The organism is Enterobacter sp. FW301-JW81 (assembly GCF_058788735.1).
On record NZ_JBYTBA010000002.1, the window covers coordinates 212250 to 228002 of the forward strand.

The window sequence follows — 15753 nt, forward strand, 5'->3', positions numbered from 1 at the left end:
GTATGCGTTTACATTAACGTGAAAAAAAGCAGCATAGCGCAGCATTTTTTGTAAAGCATTCTTTCCATACCCTTCTTAGCGCCAATTCTGGACAGCCATCACGCTTCTTTAATACTCAAGGTGAGGTCAACATTAGAAGGATACCTGTTCATGCGTACCCCATACTGCGTCGCCGATTACCTGCTGGACCGTCTTACAGATTGTGGAGCCGATCATCTGTTTGGCGTGCCGGGCGACTATAACCTGCAGTTTCTCGACCACGTGATAGACAGCCCAGATATCTGTTGGGTGGGCTGTGCCAACGAGTTAAATGCCTCTTATGCCGCTGACGGATATGCCCGATGTAAGGGCTTCGCCGCGCTGCTGACGACATTTGGCGTAGGAGAGTTAAGCGCCATGAACGGCATTGCGGGCAGCTATGCCGAGCACGTGCCGGTACTGCATATTGTGGGGGCGCCAGGCATGGCGTCACAGCAGCGAGGGGAACTGCTGCACCATACGTTGGGCGACGGTGAGTTTCGTCACTTTTACCATATGAGCGAACCGATCACTGCCGCACAGGCGATCCTGACCGAACAAAACGCCTGCTATGAGATTGATCGGGTGTTAACTACCATGCTCCGGGAACGTCGCCCCGGCTATCTGATGATGCCTGCCGATGTGGCAAAAAAAGCCGCCACGCCTCCTGTAAACGCTCTCACTCTCAGGCATGCGCATGCCGATAGCGCTTGCCTGAAGGCGTTCCGGGATGCCGCCGAGAGCAAGCTGGCCATGAGCAAGCGTACTGCGCTGCTGGCCGATTTCCTTGTCCTGCGCCATGGACTGAAACATGCACTACAGAAATGGGTCAAAGAAGTGCCGATGGCGCACGCCACCATGCTGATGGGCAAAGGCATATTTGACGAGCGTCACGCGGGTTTTTACGGGACGTACAGCGGTTCGGCAAGCGCCGGCGCGGTAAAAGAGGCGATTGAAGGGGCGGATACGGTGCTGTGCATCGGCACGCGATTTACCGATACCCTGACCGCTGGCTTCACTCACCAGTTGACCCCGTCGCAAACGATAGAAGTTCAGCCTCATGCCGCCCGCGTCGGGGATATCTGGTTTACCGGTATTCCTATGCTTCAGGCGATTGAGACGCTGGTGGAACTGTGCAAGCAGCACGTGCACGGTACGCCTGCGCCGTCGTCTCAAAGTGCAATGGCCTACCCGCAGCCGGACGGCTCGCTGACGCAGGAGAATTTCTGGAGAACGCTGCAAACGTTTATTCGCCCGGGAGACATTATTCTTGCGGATCAGGGCACTTCGGCCTTCGGCGCGATCGATCTTCGACTTCCGGCAGACGTGAACTTTATCGTCCAGCCGCTGTGGGGGTCGATTGGCTACACGCTGGCAGCGGCATTCGGCGCGCAAACGGCCTGCCCGAACCGGCGCGTGATTGTGCTGACGGGGGACGGCGCGGCGCAGCTCACCATCCAGGAGCTCGGCTCGATGCTGCGGGATAAACAGCGCCCCATCATTCTGGTTCTTAACAACGAAGGGTATACGGTGGAAAGGGCAATCCACGGACCAGAGCAGCGATATAACGACATTGCGCTGTGGAACTGGACGCAAATTCCGCAGGCGCTTAGCCTCGATCCTCAGGCCCAGTGCTGGCGGGTCAGCGAGGCGGAGCAGCTGGCGGACGTCCTTGAAAAAGTAGCGCACCACGAGCGGCTCTCGCTGATTGAGGTGATGCTGCCGAAAGCAGACATACCGCCGCTGCTGGGTGCGCTTACTAAAGCGCTGGAAGCGCGCAACAGCGCCTGATCACCTGTCGTTTCGCCAGGCCATCATCATCGGTTTGCCCGCCAGCAGGAGCCAGGCGGGCAACATCACGATGCAAAGTAGCGGGATGAGGGTGGTATCCGGTACCACTACGGCGGCCATAAACAGGCTCAGCCAGGCATCGCGCGTGACCACCAGCACCAGCCCCAGAATTGAGCAGGAAACGGTAATCGCTGCCGGAACGGCATCGACGTGTTCGTGCAGCATCAGCCCCAGCGCTACGCCGACAAAGACCGCCGGGAAGATGCGTCCGCCGCGGAAACCGCAGGCCGCAGCCACCACCAGCGCGGCCAGTTTTATCACGGCAAACAGCAGATAATCCGATACGCTAAACACCTGGCTAAAAGCCAGCTGCTGCATCTCGTCCAGACCTTTAAACAGCGTCACCTTCCCGCCGATTGCCCCTAAAACCCCGAGAATCAAACCGCCGATACCCAGAATCAATACCGGGTGCTTGAGTTTATGCATTAGCCGGTGCAGGCGTGGAAGGCACCATACCGCCACCATGCCCAGCGCGATGGCAATCGCGACAACGACGGCGCCGCTGAAAATATCGGCTATCTGCATCTGGCCGTAGTGGGGCAGGGAGAGGGAAAAATGGGGATGGAAAAACAGGCTGGTCGTCAGCGCCCCGGCGGCTGCGGCCATCAGCGGAGCAAACAGTTTATCCCAGAGCGGAACATCGTTATTGCTGCTGAGCGTCTGGGAAAAGATCAGTGCCGCGGCAACGGGCGTGCCGAAAAGCGCCCCAATGGTGCCTGCTGAGGCGAGGATGGTCCAGTCCAGCGCGCCAACGCGGGGCAAAATGCGTGAACCGAGGAAAACTGCCAGGCCAATATTCACCGCCATAATCGGATGCTCAGGCCCCAGGCTAACGCCGCCTGCCAGGCCGATAATCAACGCAACAATCAGCCCCGGCAGCGCGGAAGGAGGTACCGGGGCACCAATCAGCGGTTCCTGCGCCGGATCGGGGCCGGCATGCCCGGGACTAAAACGGATGACCAGGCCCACCGCAATGCCGGTCAACGTCAGCATCAGGATGATCCAGGCAGAGGAATCAGCGGTAACGCCCAGTTTTACCGGAAGCGCTGTCCATAACATCGTTTGCAGCACCGACGCGACTTTCATCACGACAATGAGCACCAGGCTTGAGGCCACGCCAATGATTAACGCCGGAATGGCCAGCAACAGCATGGTTCTGGCTCGCGGGTGGAGCATGATGATTTCCTTGTACAAAACGCAATGACGTTACTTTGCACAATCAGCTTTATGGCAATAGTGCAAAAGGTGCTGAAACGGTAAAGTTATTCTGTGACGAAGATCGATAATCCATGGGCATTCACCTTCCGGTCGTTGTTGTTATCACGCCTTGAACTTACAGTGTCCCAAAAGATTTATTCTGACTTTAGCGGAGCAGTAGAAGAATGACAAAGTATGCTTTGGTAGGCGATGTGGGCGGCACGAACGCGCGCCTCGCATTATGCGATGTAAGTAGCGGTGAAATTTCCCGGGCGAAAACCTACTCAGGACTGGATTATCCAAGCCTTGAGGCCGTTGTCCGCGTCTACCTGGAAGAGCAGCAGGTGAGCGTTGAAGACGGCTGCATCGCGATCGCCTGCCCGATAACCGGCGACTGGGTCGCAATGACCAACCATACCTGGGCATTCTCCATCGCCGAGATGAAAAAAAACCTCGGTTTTGCGCATCTTGAAATCATCAATGACTTCACCGCGGTGTCCATGGCGATCCCGATGCTGAAGCCAGAGCATCTGATCCAGTTTGGCGGCGCCGAACCGGTCGAAGGCAAGCCGATTGCGGTTTACGGGGCCGGTACAGGTCTGGGCGTTTCGCATCTGGTGCATGTGGCTCAGCGCTGGGTGAGCCTGCCGGGTGAAGGCGGCCACGTGGACTTTGCGCCAAACAGCGAAGAAGAGGGCATTATCCTCGAAGAATTACGCGCTGAGATCGGCCACGTCTCCGCCGAGCGCGTGCTCTCCGGTCCGGGGCTGGTGAACCTGTACCGTGCGATTGTGAAATCGGACGGTCGCCTGCCGGAAAACCTGCAGCCGAAAGACGTCACCGAACGCGCGCTGGCGGACAGCTGCATTGACTGCCGCCGCGCGCTGTCGCTGTTTTGCGTAATCATGGGACGTTTCGGCGGTAACCTGGCGCTGACGCTGGGGACCTTCGGCGGCGTCTATATTGCGGGCGGGATCGTACCGCGCTTCCTTGACTTCTTTAAAGCCTCAGGCTTCCGCGGCGGGTTTGAAGATAAAGGCCGTTTCAGAAGCTATGTGCAGGACATTCCGGTTTATCTGATCGTGCATGATAACCCAGGCCTGCTTGGCTCGGGTGCCCACCTGCGTCAGGTTCTCGGTCAAATCCTCTGAAACAGAGCCCTCTCCGGCAGGAGGGGGCGCTTTCTTTACAGGTGCATCAACTGGCGGAACTCTTTCACCTTGCTGCGGCTCACCGGCACCTGAAAATCCAGATCTTTCAGGCGCAAAATATAGGTGTTGTTAAACCACGGTTCGATCTCGCGGATCTTGTTTAAATTCACGCAGAACGAACGGTGACAGCGGAAAAAGTGTGCCGCCGGCAGCTTGCTGCAAAATTCGGTGATGTTCATCGCCATCACGTAAGATTCCCGCCGCGTATAGACAAACGTCATCTTTTCATGGGCTTCGGCATAGTAGATGTCATTGACCGGCGTCACGATGATGCGCTCATCTTTGACCAGGTTTATGGTGTCGTTTTCCCGCACCGCTGGGCTGGCGTTCGCGGGCGCAGCTAGCTGCTGCCATGCGGCCTCCAGCTTTTGCAGCATGCTGACAATCCGCGACTCCTGATAAGGCTTCAGAATATAGTCAAATGCCTCCAGCTCAAAAGCCTCCACGGCGTGCTCTTTCCACGCGGTGACGAAAACGATAAACGGCTTATGGGCAAACTGATTGATGTTTTGCGCCAGCAATACGCCATCCAGCGACGGGATATTAATATCCAGGAAAATGGCGTCGACCCGGTTATGCTGCAGGAACTTCAGCACGTCCAGACCATCATCAAAGGTGCCCACGATCTCCATCTGGCTGTGGGTTTTGATAAGCCAGGTTAGCTCCTGTTGAGCCAGGAATTCATCTTCTACGATGATGACTTTCATGGGTTACTCCACATGGGGTAACAGCGATGTCGTCGAATGAACGAGAGAGCGTTCATTCGGGACGTAAAAGGCAATTTCGGTGCCCGGTTCAAGACGGTGAATATGCAGTCCGTCGCCGTAAAGCAGTTTAACCCGGTGGTGCACGTTCAGCAGGCCGATTTTATTCCCGGGCATCTCGTTAGACTCCACGCGCTCGATGACTTTTGGATCAATCCCGTGGCCGGTATCGCGCACGGCAATGCGCACGCGGTTGCCGCTTTCGGTGATGCTGATGGTGACGACGCCTTTACCTTTACAGGGCTGTATACCGTGTACGATTGCGTTTTCGACCAGCGGCTGGATAAGCAGGCTCGGGATCACGCAGTTGACCTCTTCGTCAATATCGTAAATGACCGTGAGTTTGTCACCAAAGCGCGCCTGCTCAATCGCGATGTAGTCTTTGATTTGATACAGCTCTTTTTTGATGTCGATCTGCTCGTCATCTTTCAGCTCAATGTTGTAGCGCAGATAGCGCGACAGGTTGAAGATCAGCTGGCGCGCGGTGTCCGGATTAAGACGTATGGAAGAGGAGATAGCGTTCAGGGCGTTAAACAGGAAATGAGGATTGATTTTGCTCTGCAGCGCGCGCAGCTCTGCCTTATTTGCCATCTCACGCAGTTGCTCGGCCCGCGAAACTTCAAGCTGGGTAGAGATAATCTGCGACAGGCCAATGGCCATCTCCTGCAGTGAGGAGGTGATCTGATGCGCGTGACAATAATAAATTTTCAGCGTGCCCGTCACGACGCCTTTCTCCCACAGCGGGATCACCAGCATGGAGTGGATTTCAGGCGTTCTGTGGGCTTCGTCATTGTTTTTAATAATTATTTTCCCGTAGTTAATCGCCTGTCGGGTGGTCGGGCTTATGGTGTCATCATTGTCGCGATAGTTATGTTCCCCCACGCCGACGTAGGCCAGAACGTGGTCGATATTGGTAATGGCGACGGCATCAGCATGGATGTCGTGGCGAATAATCTCGCAGACCTGACGCAGCGATTCCGCGTTAACGTGGCGGAAAAGCGGCAGCGTTTTGTTGGCGATATCCAGCGCCAGCTTAGCCTGACGTGCGGCGCTGGCCTCTTTTTCCCCTTCTACGCTCTGCACCAGCAGCACAATAAAACCGATGCAGACGCTGCCGAGGATCATCGGAATACCGATTTTCGAGACGATATCCAGCCCCAGTGCGGTGGTGGGGGCCCAGACGACCACCAGGATCATGGTCAGCGTTTCGCACACCATGCCCGCGACGATCCCGGCGCGCCAGCGCTGTTTTTTCGGGATTTTGCGGCTGATCCAGCCGGACAACACCCCGGCGATAATGCTGGTGATAAAGCATGGCACCGCCGTTACGCCACCGATATCAATCAGGTAGCGATGGGTCCCGGCAATCAGACCGGTGATAACGCCCACCCACGGACCAAACAAAATCCCGCCGGACATGACGGCGATAATGCGCACGTTCACCAGCGACCCCTCTACCGGCACGCCGGACCAGGTGCTGAACAGGGCGAACAGCGAAAAGATGGCGGTAACGGCCAGCAGCTCTTTTGGCGAGTGTGCAGATTTGTGCAGCAGCTCGCGAAAAAGGCGAATGCGGATAAGGAAAAACAGGCAAATCAGCATTAATGCCGCACGGTCAAAAACCGCCAGCAGCATAGTGAATATTTCGTGCACGAGTAGACCTGGGAAAACGGGAAAGAACCATGATAAAAAACCTGGTGCGGATTGACCAGCTATCCGTCAGGTTTATCAAATGGGGAAAAACCATAATTTACAAAGGGGATTATCTTCCGGGGATTGACGCGTCCCGGTTTTTTATTGTCGGCGCGGCATCTGGTAACTGGTTTGATATCATCATGTTAAATAACCGCTACCAGACAGGCGTTCTTCAAACAAAGGCTTCCGCTTTTAGACGCAGTCGGGTTCCGGTTTTCCTGCGAGCGCTTTTTTTTCATTTCCCTCTCGACAGCATGATTTTTTTCAGGTTATTTTCTAAACACGCCACATCAGTGGCAGCGTCGCTCGGACGGTCCGGGCGCTAACGTTAATCTGAGGAATCTATGGCTGAATTCAGTCCTGAACGCCGTTTTACGCGTATCGATCGTCTCCCCCCTTACGTTTTCAACATCACCGCTGAGCTGAAGATGGCTGCGCGTCGGCGCGGCGAAGATATTATCGATTTTAGTATGGGTAACCCTGACGGCCCAACGCCACCGCACATTGTTGAGAAACTTTGCACGGTTGCCCAGCGCCCGGATACCCATGGCTACTCAACGTCTCGCGGTATTCCCAGGTTACGTCGCGCGATCTCGCGCTGGTATCAGGATCGCTATCAGGTTGATATCGATCCTGAAAGTGAAGCCATTGTTACCATCGGCTCGAAAGAGGGGCTGGCACACCTGATGCTGGCCACCCTGGATCATGGCGATACGGTTCTGGTCCCGAATCCCAGCTACCCAATTCATATCTACGGCGCGGTCATTGCCGGGGCGCAGGTCCGTTCCGTGCCGCTGGTGGAAGGTGTCGATTTCTTTAACGAGCTGGAACGCGCGATTCGCGAAAGTTATCCGAAACCCAAGATGATGATCCTCGGTTTCCCGTCGAACCCAACGGCCCAGTGCGTGGAGCTCGATTTCTTCGAGAAAGTGGTCGCGCTGGCGAAGCGTTATGACGTGCTGGTGGTCCACGATCTGGCCTATGCTGACATCGTCTATGACGGCTGGAAAGCTCCGTCGATTATGCAGGTCCCGGGCGCGCGTGACGTGGCGGTAGAGTTCTTTACCCTGTCGAAAAGCTACAACATGGCGGGCTGGCGTATTGGCTTTATGGTGGGTAACAAAACGCTGGTGAATGCACTGGCGCGTATTAAGAGTTACCACGACTACGGCACCTTCACGCCGCTCCAGGTTGCCGCTATCGCTGCTCTGGAGGGCGATCAGCAATGCGTTCACGAGATTGCTGCCCAGTATAAGCGCCGCCGCGACGTGCTGGTAAAAGGGTTACATGAAGCGGGCTGGATGGTAGAAATGCCGAAAGCGTCCATGTACGTCTGGGCTAAAATTCCTGAGCCGTACGCGGCGATGGGGTCCCTGGAGTTTGCCAAAAAACTGCTCCAGGACGCGAAGGTGTGTGTGTCACCGGGCATTGGCTTTGGTGATTACGGCGACACCCATGTGCGATTTGCCCTGATCGAAAACAGCGACCGTATTCGTCAGGCGGTGAGGGGCATCAAGAGCATGTTCCGGGCCGACGGGCTGCTCTCCTCAAAGAGCGTCGCTGAAACCCCCGCGTCGTCATGACATAAAAAAACAGGAGCCGATGGCTCCTGTTTTTTTGACAGCATGTTCTTCACTAGATCATCAGGGCAAAGGTTCCGGCCCAGACTAAAACAATCACCGAAATGCCCATAAAGAAATATTTCACGTTTCATCGCTCCGCGTATCTTGTGGTACGCATTTAAAAACAGAGTCCACCTGAGTATAGAGAACTGAAATCCGGTCAAAACGGAAATGAGAATTTTCCCGTTACGCCGCCGACCCCAGCTCAGAATTCTGTGCTTTCCTGATGCCAGACGGCGCTAATGTACGCCTAAAAATAGGGGGTGACAAGAGGGATTTTTTTAAATAATTTCCGTCACTTACGAGTGTCGTGGAACGGCGACAGTTTGATTTCGTAACGCAATAAATTCACTTTGAGCGACGCACAGAAAGACGGTTTTGCAGCAGGATGGCAGGTGATTGAAAAGGTTAGTTTCTTAGCGAAACTAACCTTCATAAAGCGCTTAAATGTAGAGCGAGGCTTCGCCGAGCGGGCGCGTTTTGAAACGACGATGCATCCAGAGATACTGCTCCGGCGCACGCATGATTTCGGTTTCGATGACCTTGTTGATAAACGCTGCGGCTTCGCACTCGTTTTCCGGATAGTTAGCCATTTCGGGGGAGATGTGCAGACGATAGCCTGATTTATCCGCTTTTCTCACCATCGTCACGGTCAACATGGAAGCGCCCGACAGACGCGAAATGACAAAGGTGCCGTTGGTCGTCGCAACGTCTTTAACCGCGAAGAACGGTGCAAAGCTGCTGCCCTTACGTCCATAATCCTGATCGGGTGCAAACCAGACGGCCTCACCTTTCTTCAGGGCGCCGACCATACCGCGCAGGTTATTACGGCTGATCATCGCCTTATTGGAACGCATGCGGCCACGGGTCTGAACCCACTCCATCAGCGCACTGTTGTGAGGGCGGTAGGTGGCCATCATTGGCTGACACAGACCCATCACGCGGCCACCGAGTTCCAGCGACATAAAGTGAACGCCGACGACCATCACGCCACGATTTTGCATCTGCGCGCGTTTAAGGTTATCCAGGCCTTCCACATCAAACCACTTGCGGACGCGCTCATCCGGCCAGAACCAGGCCATGCCGGTTTCAAGCAGCGCCATGCCGATAGACTTGAAGTTTTCAGCGATGAGCTTCTCGCGCTCCTCGGCATTGTATTGTGGAAAGCAAAGCTCAATATTTTTACGCGCGATGGATTCGCGACGTTTCAGGAAAAAGCGGGATGTGCTGCCGAGTCTTGAACCCAGTAAGCGGATCACCGGATAAGGAAGCTGTACCAGCAACCACAGTAAGCCAAGGCCAAACCATGTAAACCAGTAACGCGGATGCAAAAATGCGCGTTTGAAATTGGATTGAGACAAAATAGAGAAACCTATGTAGAGCCGGTGAAAGTAACGCTTAATGCGATACCACGTGCCTATTAGACCGTAGTACAAGGTCATGGTTGCAGGCTTTACCGATCTTTACGGCGTTACCTGGCCATAGCTGACATTGGGTGGGCGGCATAATGTAGCACCGTTATACGATATGTGCTATTACTCGTTTTTGATTAAAAAAGCGGCAGTCTGGGAGGTTTTTGATTTTACTACTTTTAAACCCGACAACTTGGTCGAAGGCAACCATGGTTGTTCAATGTGGGGCGATGCATGCTTTTGGTCCGACTGAAGCGTGTTACAGCACCGCGGATACGTTTCCACGTGCTGTAACCCACTTGTCAATCACCGATTAATTGAACTTATAATTAACAATAATCTGGCTCTGATAACCATAAACTGGGACCATAGTTCCCGTTCCTTCGACAATGGCTTTCATGCTGAGTACTTGGTTTGGTGCCAGGTTATAAGTGGAAAGATCAACTGAACCTGAATTTGAGTTGCCAATATTGACGCACATTGTATTGGCACTTGTGCACAAGGAAACCTTAAGCCCCTGCTGAGTGCGACTGAAAGCCCAGTTATAATAAACGACACCAATTTTTCCGGTGGATGGCGTTCCAGAAATTACCGGAAAGTTTTTTTGATACCATTGATTCTTAAGTGTGATATCAGGAGCATTCGTTGTGCTTGAATAAGCCCCTTCCGTTGCATAAGCAGGTGACGTCAGAACTAATAATCCAGATAAAGCAAGAAGCATCGTTTTCCGTTTCATAGAAACCTCATCATTGAGTAATACATAATTTAATACTCTGCATTTTAGTTATGTCAGAGATGATTATTGAGTTGCCATAGGTGATTATAAGAAAACTCAGTAATAACCTACTGTCAGGTCATGGTTAATTTTATTTAAGTTCAATTAATCGTTTGTGGTATATTTTTGGAAATATTTGTCATTAAAATGACGGTGCGATATGTCAGGTGTTTAACCTATCGGTCATTGTTTAATGAACTTTAGGAAGATTATGGTAGTTGACTTGTTAAACAATGCTGATGCGTGGGCATTTGATTTGTTTCTTTAAAAAAAATTTTTATCGGTTAAAGAATTTTTCTATCTGGCCGTTATAACCATAGACAGTGAAATTACTTCATTCTGGACTGACTTCTGCAGTAGTCCTATAACAGATAAAAATTAACAATGATGAGATGTTTATTCTGCGTGGTTGAGAAAAAAACTTGGGTGGAAAATGAACACTTCTGCTGCTGAGTTGGTTCGACTGGAGTCCGTCTCCCATTCGTATGGGGCGGGGGACTCCCATCATAAGGCACTACGTAATGTTTCATTGTCAATCCCGTCAGGACAAACCTGCGCTATCGTCGGATCCTCGGGCTCTGGGAAAAGTACGCTTCTCAATCTGATCGGTTTACTTGATACCCCAACAACGGGACATCTTTTCCTGAACGGAAAGAATATGTCTCTGTGCAGCGCTGAAGCGCTGGCAATTGCCCGTAATCATACTATCGGTTTTATCTTTCAGAGTTTCAATCTGCTACCGGGATTAAGTGTCCTGGACAATGTTGCCCTGCCGTTATTATATCGTGGGGTAAAGCGTCATCATGCTCAGGAAATAGCCCGTTATTACGTAGGATGCGTGGGGTTAGGTGACAGAATAAAACACCTTCCGGCTGATTTGTCGGGTGGTCAGCGCCAGCGTGTCGCTATTGCGCGCGCGCTGGTTGCCCAACCAGCACTACTTCTTGCTGATGAACCGACGGGAAATCTCGATAGCCAGAATGTCGCCAGTATTATTGAACTGCTTATGACTCTAAATGATGATTTTGGCACCACGTTAATCGTGGTGACTCACGATACGTCGATAGCAAGAAAAATGTCTCGCTGCATCAATGTTTGCGATGGAAAAATTAACGAGGTATTGAATGACTGAACCACGTTATTCCGTGCCGCAGCCATCTTCTCATTCGGTACGCTATGGAATGCCATTTTCTCAGCAAATACTTGAGTCACTCGAAAATCTGCATTTGCTGGGACGGCGTGCAATATTAGCGCTATTGGGCATTGCTGTTGGCTGCGCTGCCGTAGTCGCATTACTGAATATTGGCCGTAATGCCGAAAATGAAGCGATGCGCATATTTCAGGGGATGGGGAGCGAAATTATGGTGGCGAATATACAACGCCTGATGAATGGAAAAATGAATCCACTCCTCCCGTCACCCAATCTTGATATCAGTGCATTGCATAAAACGATACCCGAAATAAACGCGGCATCGGTTCTCATCCCTGCCAGCGTTCAGGTGCGCATGAATGGCCGGACGGACAGCGCGACGGTGGTAGGGAGTAGTGCTGAACTTCCCTCTGTGCTGGGATTAACGTTAGCGCAGGGCCGGTTTTTAAGTGATTTTGATGGATATAGCACCTATGTCGTTTTAGGTGCAAATGTTGCTGAGCAATTGACACAAATTAACGGTCACGCTGTTCAACCCGGTACGGTGATCCAGTTAGGGGATTATCTGTATCAGATTGTCGGGATCCTTGCCTCCACGGGACCCAATCCGATTATCCCCCTCTCAATTGATGACGTTATCCTCATGTCGGACAGAGGGATGCGGCGAGTGATCGGGTTACCACAGATTGGCAATGTAGTTATACGAAGCCAAAACAGTGACGGACAGGAACACATTTCTTCCAGACTGCAAGCCTGGTTAGCTGAACAAATGCCAGGTTTTGACATTCACGTACAGCTCCCACGCCAGTTAATTGAGGGGATGGAACAACAATCACGACTGTTTTCATGGCTCCTGACGGGATTGGGAGGAATCTCTCTGCTGGTGGGCGGTGTAGGAGTGATGAATGTTATGGTTATGAACGTTTCAGAAAGGCGCAGAGAGATCGGTGTTCGTATGGCCCTTGGCGCGCGTCCGCGAGATATTGCGACACTTTTTCTCCTTGAGGCGCTGGTTCTCGCTTCTGTCGGCGCGTTGCTTGGGGCTGTGGTGGGGATGTTTTCAGCCTGGCTCTTTGTCTACTTTGCGGGCTGGTCTGATTTTGTCTTTTCACTGACCGCGTTGCAGTTGGGAACCGGTAGTGCAATCGCGATTGGGCTGTTCTTTGGGCTCTCTCCCGCCCTTTCGGCGGCCCGTCTTGAACCTGTGGATGCGTTGCGTGATGTGTAGAAGCGTTTTTCAAATCCTCGCTTTCCTTATTATTATGGTTCCGCTCGAAGGGTTGTCGGCGGCCTGGCAGAGCTCCTCTCCGGAGGATAACAGTACTATCAGTTTAACCCTGAGCGATGCGGTATATCTGGGCCTTCGGGATAATCGCAATATCCGTAGCGCTTACCTAAATCGTGTTGCTCAAAAATTCGATCTGTATGTGGCAGAGGATCGCTTCACACCCAAACTCGTCATTTCAGGCAATTATCTTGTGCAACAAAATCAGGATAATCGCTCCGGACAGACCACGCTCACGCCAACAACCACGCTTTTAACTCCTTATGGAACGCGGATGAGTCTTGGATGGACGTATCAAAATACCGATGCAAAATCCGGGAATGGTACACAAAGCGATGGGGCAAACTTTACGGTCATTCAGCCTTTGCTGCGCGGGGCGGGTAAGGATATCGCGACTGCTCCGGTACATCTGGCTCAACTCACAGAGCAAGTGAATCGTTTGAATTTAAAAACGTCAATTTCCCGGACTATTACCCAGATTATCAGAGCCTATCGCGATCTCTTACTGGCACAGGAGCAGTTAAAAATCGCTCAGAATTCATTAGTAAGGGCGAAAAAACTGATCGAGATTAACCGAACGATGATTGCTGCTGGACGCATGGCTGAATTTGACATCGTGCAGACAGAAGCGGATGAGGCCTCTCAGGAGCTTGCTCAGGAAGAAGCCTTAAACAGGCTCGATATTGCCCGTCTCGCATTATTACAACTGTTGGCTGTAGATCTCCATTCCCCGGTAGTTGCAACGGAGTCATTAAATGCACATCGGGTGGTTATCCGGGCCGATGAGGCATTTCAGCAGGCTAAAAATTCCCAGCCGGAGTATCTGGCCCAGCTTATCCAGGGCGATCAGGCAACCATTAATCTTGCGGTTGCCCGCAATCAGCGCCTTTGGGACGTCTCACTCGTTGGAGGCGCCGCGCAGCAAAACAACCGTATAAATGGTGGCGCAAATGCACATACCTGGGATAACTATGTAGGGATTGCCGTCGAAGTTCCCATCGGTGAGTTGAATACGCGTCAGGCTGAAGTACAGGCCCAGGTGAATGTAAAAAATCAGCAGCTGCAGGTGGAGGAATTTAGGCAGAAACTTGAAAGGGATGTTACCAACGCCGTACGGGATATTGACACACGATGGCGACAATTTGAGATATCCCAGCGTGCCAGGGATCTGTCACGTCGAAAGCTTGAGATTGAGCGAGAAAAATTGACGCTTGGCCGCTCCAGTAATTTCCAGGTTCTGAGTTATGAAAATGATTTGCGGAATGCAGAAAACACGAGACTCAATGCCCTTATTGCATATCTGAACGCGCAGGCAGACCTCGATCAAATTCTGGGAACAACACTGCAAAGCTGGGATATCACACTTAATGACTAGTTTGTTGACTTCAGCAAAAATATTGTTGCGGGTGCGATGGGGGATTGCATTAATTTCCACGCTGTGCCTTGCAGGGGCACTTGTTTACTGGTGGAGCGTCAAAGCACCCACTCAGGAAATAGCAACGCCCTCAGAACGCTGGATCCCCGTTTCTCCACAGCGACTGGAGAAGCAGTTGGGATTAACAGGCCGTATTCGGCCAGTACATGAAGAGACTTTGTCTTCCCCATTTGAAGGGGAAGTAAAAGCGTTGTATGTGACTGAGGGGCAACGCGTTGAAAAGGGGCAAAAACTGATAACCCTTGATAATGGGCTGGTTGAAATACAGTTGCGGCAGGCTCAGACAGAGCTGCTCAAAGCGCAAAAAGAAGCGGACAACTATCACAACTGGCATCGTAGCCCTGACGTCGCCCGGGCACGGCGAGGAGTACAATCTGCGCAGTTTACGCTCACTAACAGCAAAAAAAATCTTCGCGATACAAGATTGCTTTTTGAACGAGGGATTGTTGCCCGAATGGAGGTCGAGGCTCTTGAGCAGCTTGTTGGTGCGCAGCAGCAGGCGCTGGATTCTGCTCTGGATGATTTGTACGCTGTTGAGGCGCAGGGAGGAAGCAACTATCTAAAAATTGCAGAAATGGCGCTGGCTAATGCCAGAACTCGTTACGATATCCTGCTTGCGCAGTCAAAAAAACAGACGCTTTACGCCCCATTTTCTGGCGTTGTTGCGCGTCCGCAAAGTTCTGACGTCGGGCGGACCGCCGCACTCCACGTGGGAACACCGGTCAGCCAGGGAACAGAGTTACTGACTGTGGTTGGCCTTGATACGCTCCAGGTTGTTTCACGTGTGGAGGAGATTGATTTACACCAGTTAAGGGAAGGAATGCCTGTACGTATTACTGGCGATGGTTTTAGCAGCAAAACGCTTTCGGGGCGCGTCAAAGCCATAGGTATGCAGGATAATGCGAGCGATTCACAGGGCGCCTACTATGACGTGATTGTCTCCATTGATTCCCCCGTGGCCGACCTTCAACCGGATATACGGTTGGGGATGAGCGCTCGCCTCGACGTGATTACCTATCGTAACGATCGCGCTACCACCGTCCCTGTTGCGTCTTTACAGACCGATGATAAAACTGGCGAGAGGTTTGTTGTTTACCGCCAGTCACCTGCCGCTCCGCATCAAAAAATCACGGTATCGATTGAGGAAACCGTTGTGCAAGGGGCTGTCGTGAAGGGCATTTCTGCAGGAGAAGTGCGCATTGCGCAGTAAGAAATACGGCACTGAAGGGGTATAATGGTGTCCCCTGCAGGAATCGAACCTGCAACTAGCCCTTAGGAGGGGCTCGTTATATCCATTTAACTAAGGGGACGAGGCGGCACGAGTATAGCCTTATTTAC

General features: G+C 52.3%; 14 protein-coding genes and 1 tRNA gene. 8 read left to right on the top strand and 7 right to left on the bottom strand.

The window, feature by feature from the left end; translation table 11 throughout:
* Window positions 1-150 precede the first annotated feature (150 nt).
* Window positions 151-1809, top strand: a complete 1659-nt coding sequence (ipdC, locus tag AC3WOK_RS07975) for an indolepyruvate decarboxylase (RefSeq protein ID WP_059312881.1) — start codon at window positions 151-153, stop codon at window positions 1807-1809.
* Here the strand turns inward: ipdC and AC3WOK_RS07980 are convergent, their stop codons facing one another.
* Window positions 1810-3045, bottom strand: coding sequence for an ion channel protein (locus tag AC3WOK_RS07980; protein ID WP_059312880.1), 1236 nt, complete (start codon window positions 3043-3045; stop codon window positions 1810-1812). It abuts the gene before it with no gap.
* Window positions 3046-3251: 206 nt separating this feature from the next.
* Between AC3WOK_RS07980 and glk the strand changes: the two genes are divergently transcribed.
* The gene (gene glk, locus AC3WOK_RS07985; protein ID WP_063427987.1) at window positions 3252-4217 is read left to right on the top strand and encodes a glucokinase; all 966 of its coding nucleotides are present in this window, start codon (window positions 3252-3254) and stop codon (window positions 4215-4217) included.
* A gap of 35 nt (window positions 4218-4252) precedes the next feature.
* On the opposite strand, the gene AC3WOK_RS07990 is transcribed toward glk, so the two are convergent.
* A complete protein-coding gene (locus AC3WOK_RS07990) occupies window positions 4253-4984 on the bottom strand; it encodes a LytR/AlgR family response regulator transcription factor (RefSeq protein ID WP_063427989.1) in 732 nt (243 codons plus the stop codon).
* 3 nt (window positions 4985-4987) lie between these two features.
* A complete protein-coding gene (locus AC3WOK_RS07995; RefSeq protein WP_059312878.1) occupies window positions 4988-6694 on the bottom strand; it encodes a sensor histidine kinase in 1707 nt (568 codons plus the stop codon).
* 29 nt (window positions 6695-6723) lie between these two features.
* On the opposite strand from AC3WOK_RS07995, the gene AC3WOK_RS08000 reads away from it, so the two are divergent.
* Together AC3WOK_RS08000 and alaC are read left to right on the top strand one after the other, a co-directional pair.
* Window positions 6724-7062 carry a hypothetical protein gene (locus tag AC3WOK_RS08000; RefSeq protein WP_492354304.1) on the top strand — a complete coding sequence of 113 codons (339 nt, stop codon included), beginning with the start codon at window positions 6724-6726 and terminating at the stop codon, window positions 7060-7062.
* An 18-nt stretch (window positions 7063-7080) separates the two neighbouring features.
* Window positions 7081-8319, top strand: coding sequence for an alanine transaminase (gene alaC, locus AC3WOK_RS08005; protein WP_047346661.1), 1239 nt, complete (start codon window positions 7081-7083; stop codon window positions 8317-8319).
* A 52-nt stretch (window positions 8320-8371) separates the two neighbouring features.
* On the opposite strand, the gene ypdK is transcribed toward alaC, so the two are convergent.
* The 3 genes from ypdK to AC3WOK_RS08020 all read right to left on the bottom strand — a co-directional run bounded on the left by ypdK (window position 8372) and on the right by AC3WOK_RS08020 (window position 10506).
* On the bottom strand, window positions 8372-8443 hold the full coding sequence (gene ypdK, locus AC3WOK_RS08010) for a membrane protein YpdK (protein ID WP_099458937.1): 72 nt from the start codon (window positions 8441-8443) through the stop codon (window positions 8372-8374).
* Window positions 8444-8801: 358 nt separating this feature from the next.
* Window positions 8802-9722, bottom strand: a complete 921-nt coding sequence (lpxP, locus tag AC3WOK_RS08015; RefSeq protein WP_173829315.1) for a kdo(2)-lipid IV(A) palmitoleoyltransferase — start codon at window positions 9720-9722, stop codon at window positions 8802-8804.
* A 361-nt stretch (window positions 9723-10083) separates the two neighbouring features.
* Window positions 10084-10506: a flagellar protein FlhE gene (locus AC3WOK_RS08020; protein WP_074164566.1), complete on the bottom strand. Its 423-nt coding sequence runs from the start codon at window positions 10504-10506 to the stop codon at window positions 10084-10086.
* Window positions 10507-10978: 472 nt separating this feature from the next.
* Between AC3WOK_RS08020 and AC3WOK_RS08025 the strand changes: the two genes are divergently transcribed.
* From AC3WOK_RS08025 to AC3WOK_RS08040, 4 genes are read left to right on the top strand one after another with little or no spacing between them, the layout of a single operon-like run.
* Entirely contained in the window at window positions 10979-11677 is a 699-nt protein-coding gene (locus AC3WOK_RS08025; RefSeq protein WP_063427993.1) for an ABC transporter ATP-binding protein, read from the top strand.
* Window positions 11670-12923 (top strand): ABC transporter permease, encoded by a 1254-nt coding sequence (locus AC3WOK_RS08030; protein ID WP_492354305.1) that lies wholly within the window; start codon window positions 11670-11672, stop codon window positions 12921-12923. Before AC3WOK_RS08025 ends, AC3WOK_RS08030 begins: the two co-directional genes overlap by 8 nt.
* Before the next feature lie 34 nt (window positions 12924-12957).
* Window positions 12958-14355 carry a TolC family protein gene (locus AC3WOK_RS08035; protein WP_492354515.1) on the top strand — a complete coding sequence of 466 codons (1398 nt, stop codon included), beginning with the start codon at window positions 12958-12960 and terminating at the stop codon, window positions 14353-14355.
* Window positions 14348-15625 carry an HlyD family secretion protein gene (locus AC3WOK_RS08040; protein ID WP_492354306.1) on the top strand — a complete coding sequence of 426 codons (1278 nt, stop codon included), beginning with the start codon at window positions 14348-14350 and terminating at the stop codon, window positions 15623-15625. Before AC3WOK_RS08035 ends, AC3WOK_RS08040 begins: the two co-directional genes overlap by 8 nt.
* A gap of 25 nt (window positions 15626-15650) precedes the next feature.
* On the opposite strand, the gene AC3WOK_RS08045 is transcribed toward AC3WOK_RS08040, so the two are convergent.
* Window positions 15651-15725 (bottom strand) — tRNA-Arg (locus AC3WOK_RS08045).
* Window positions 15726-15753 lie beyond the last annotated feature (28 nt).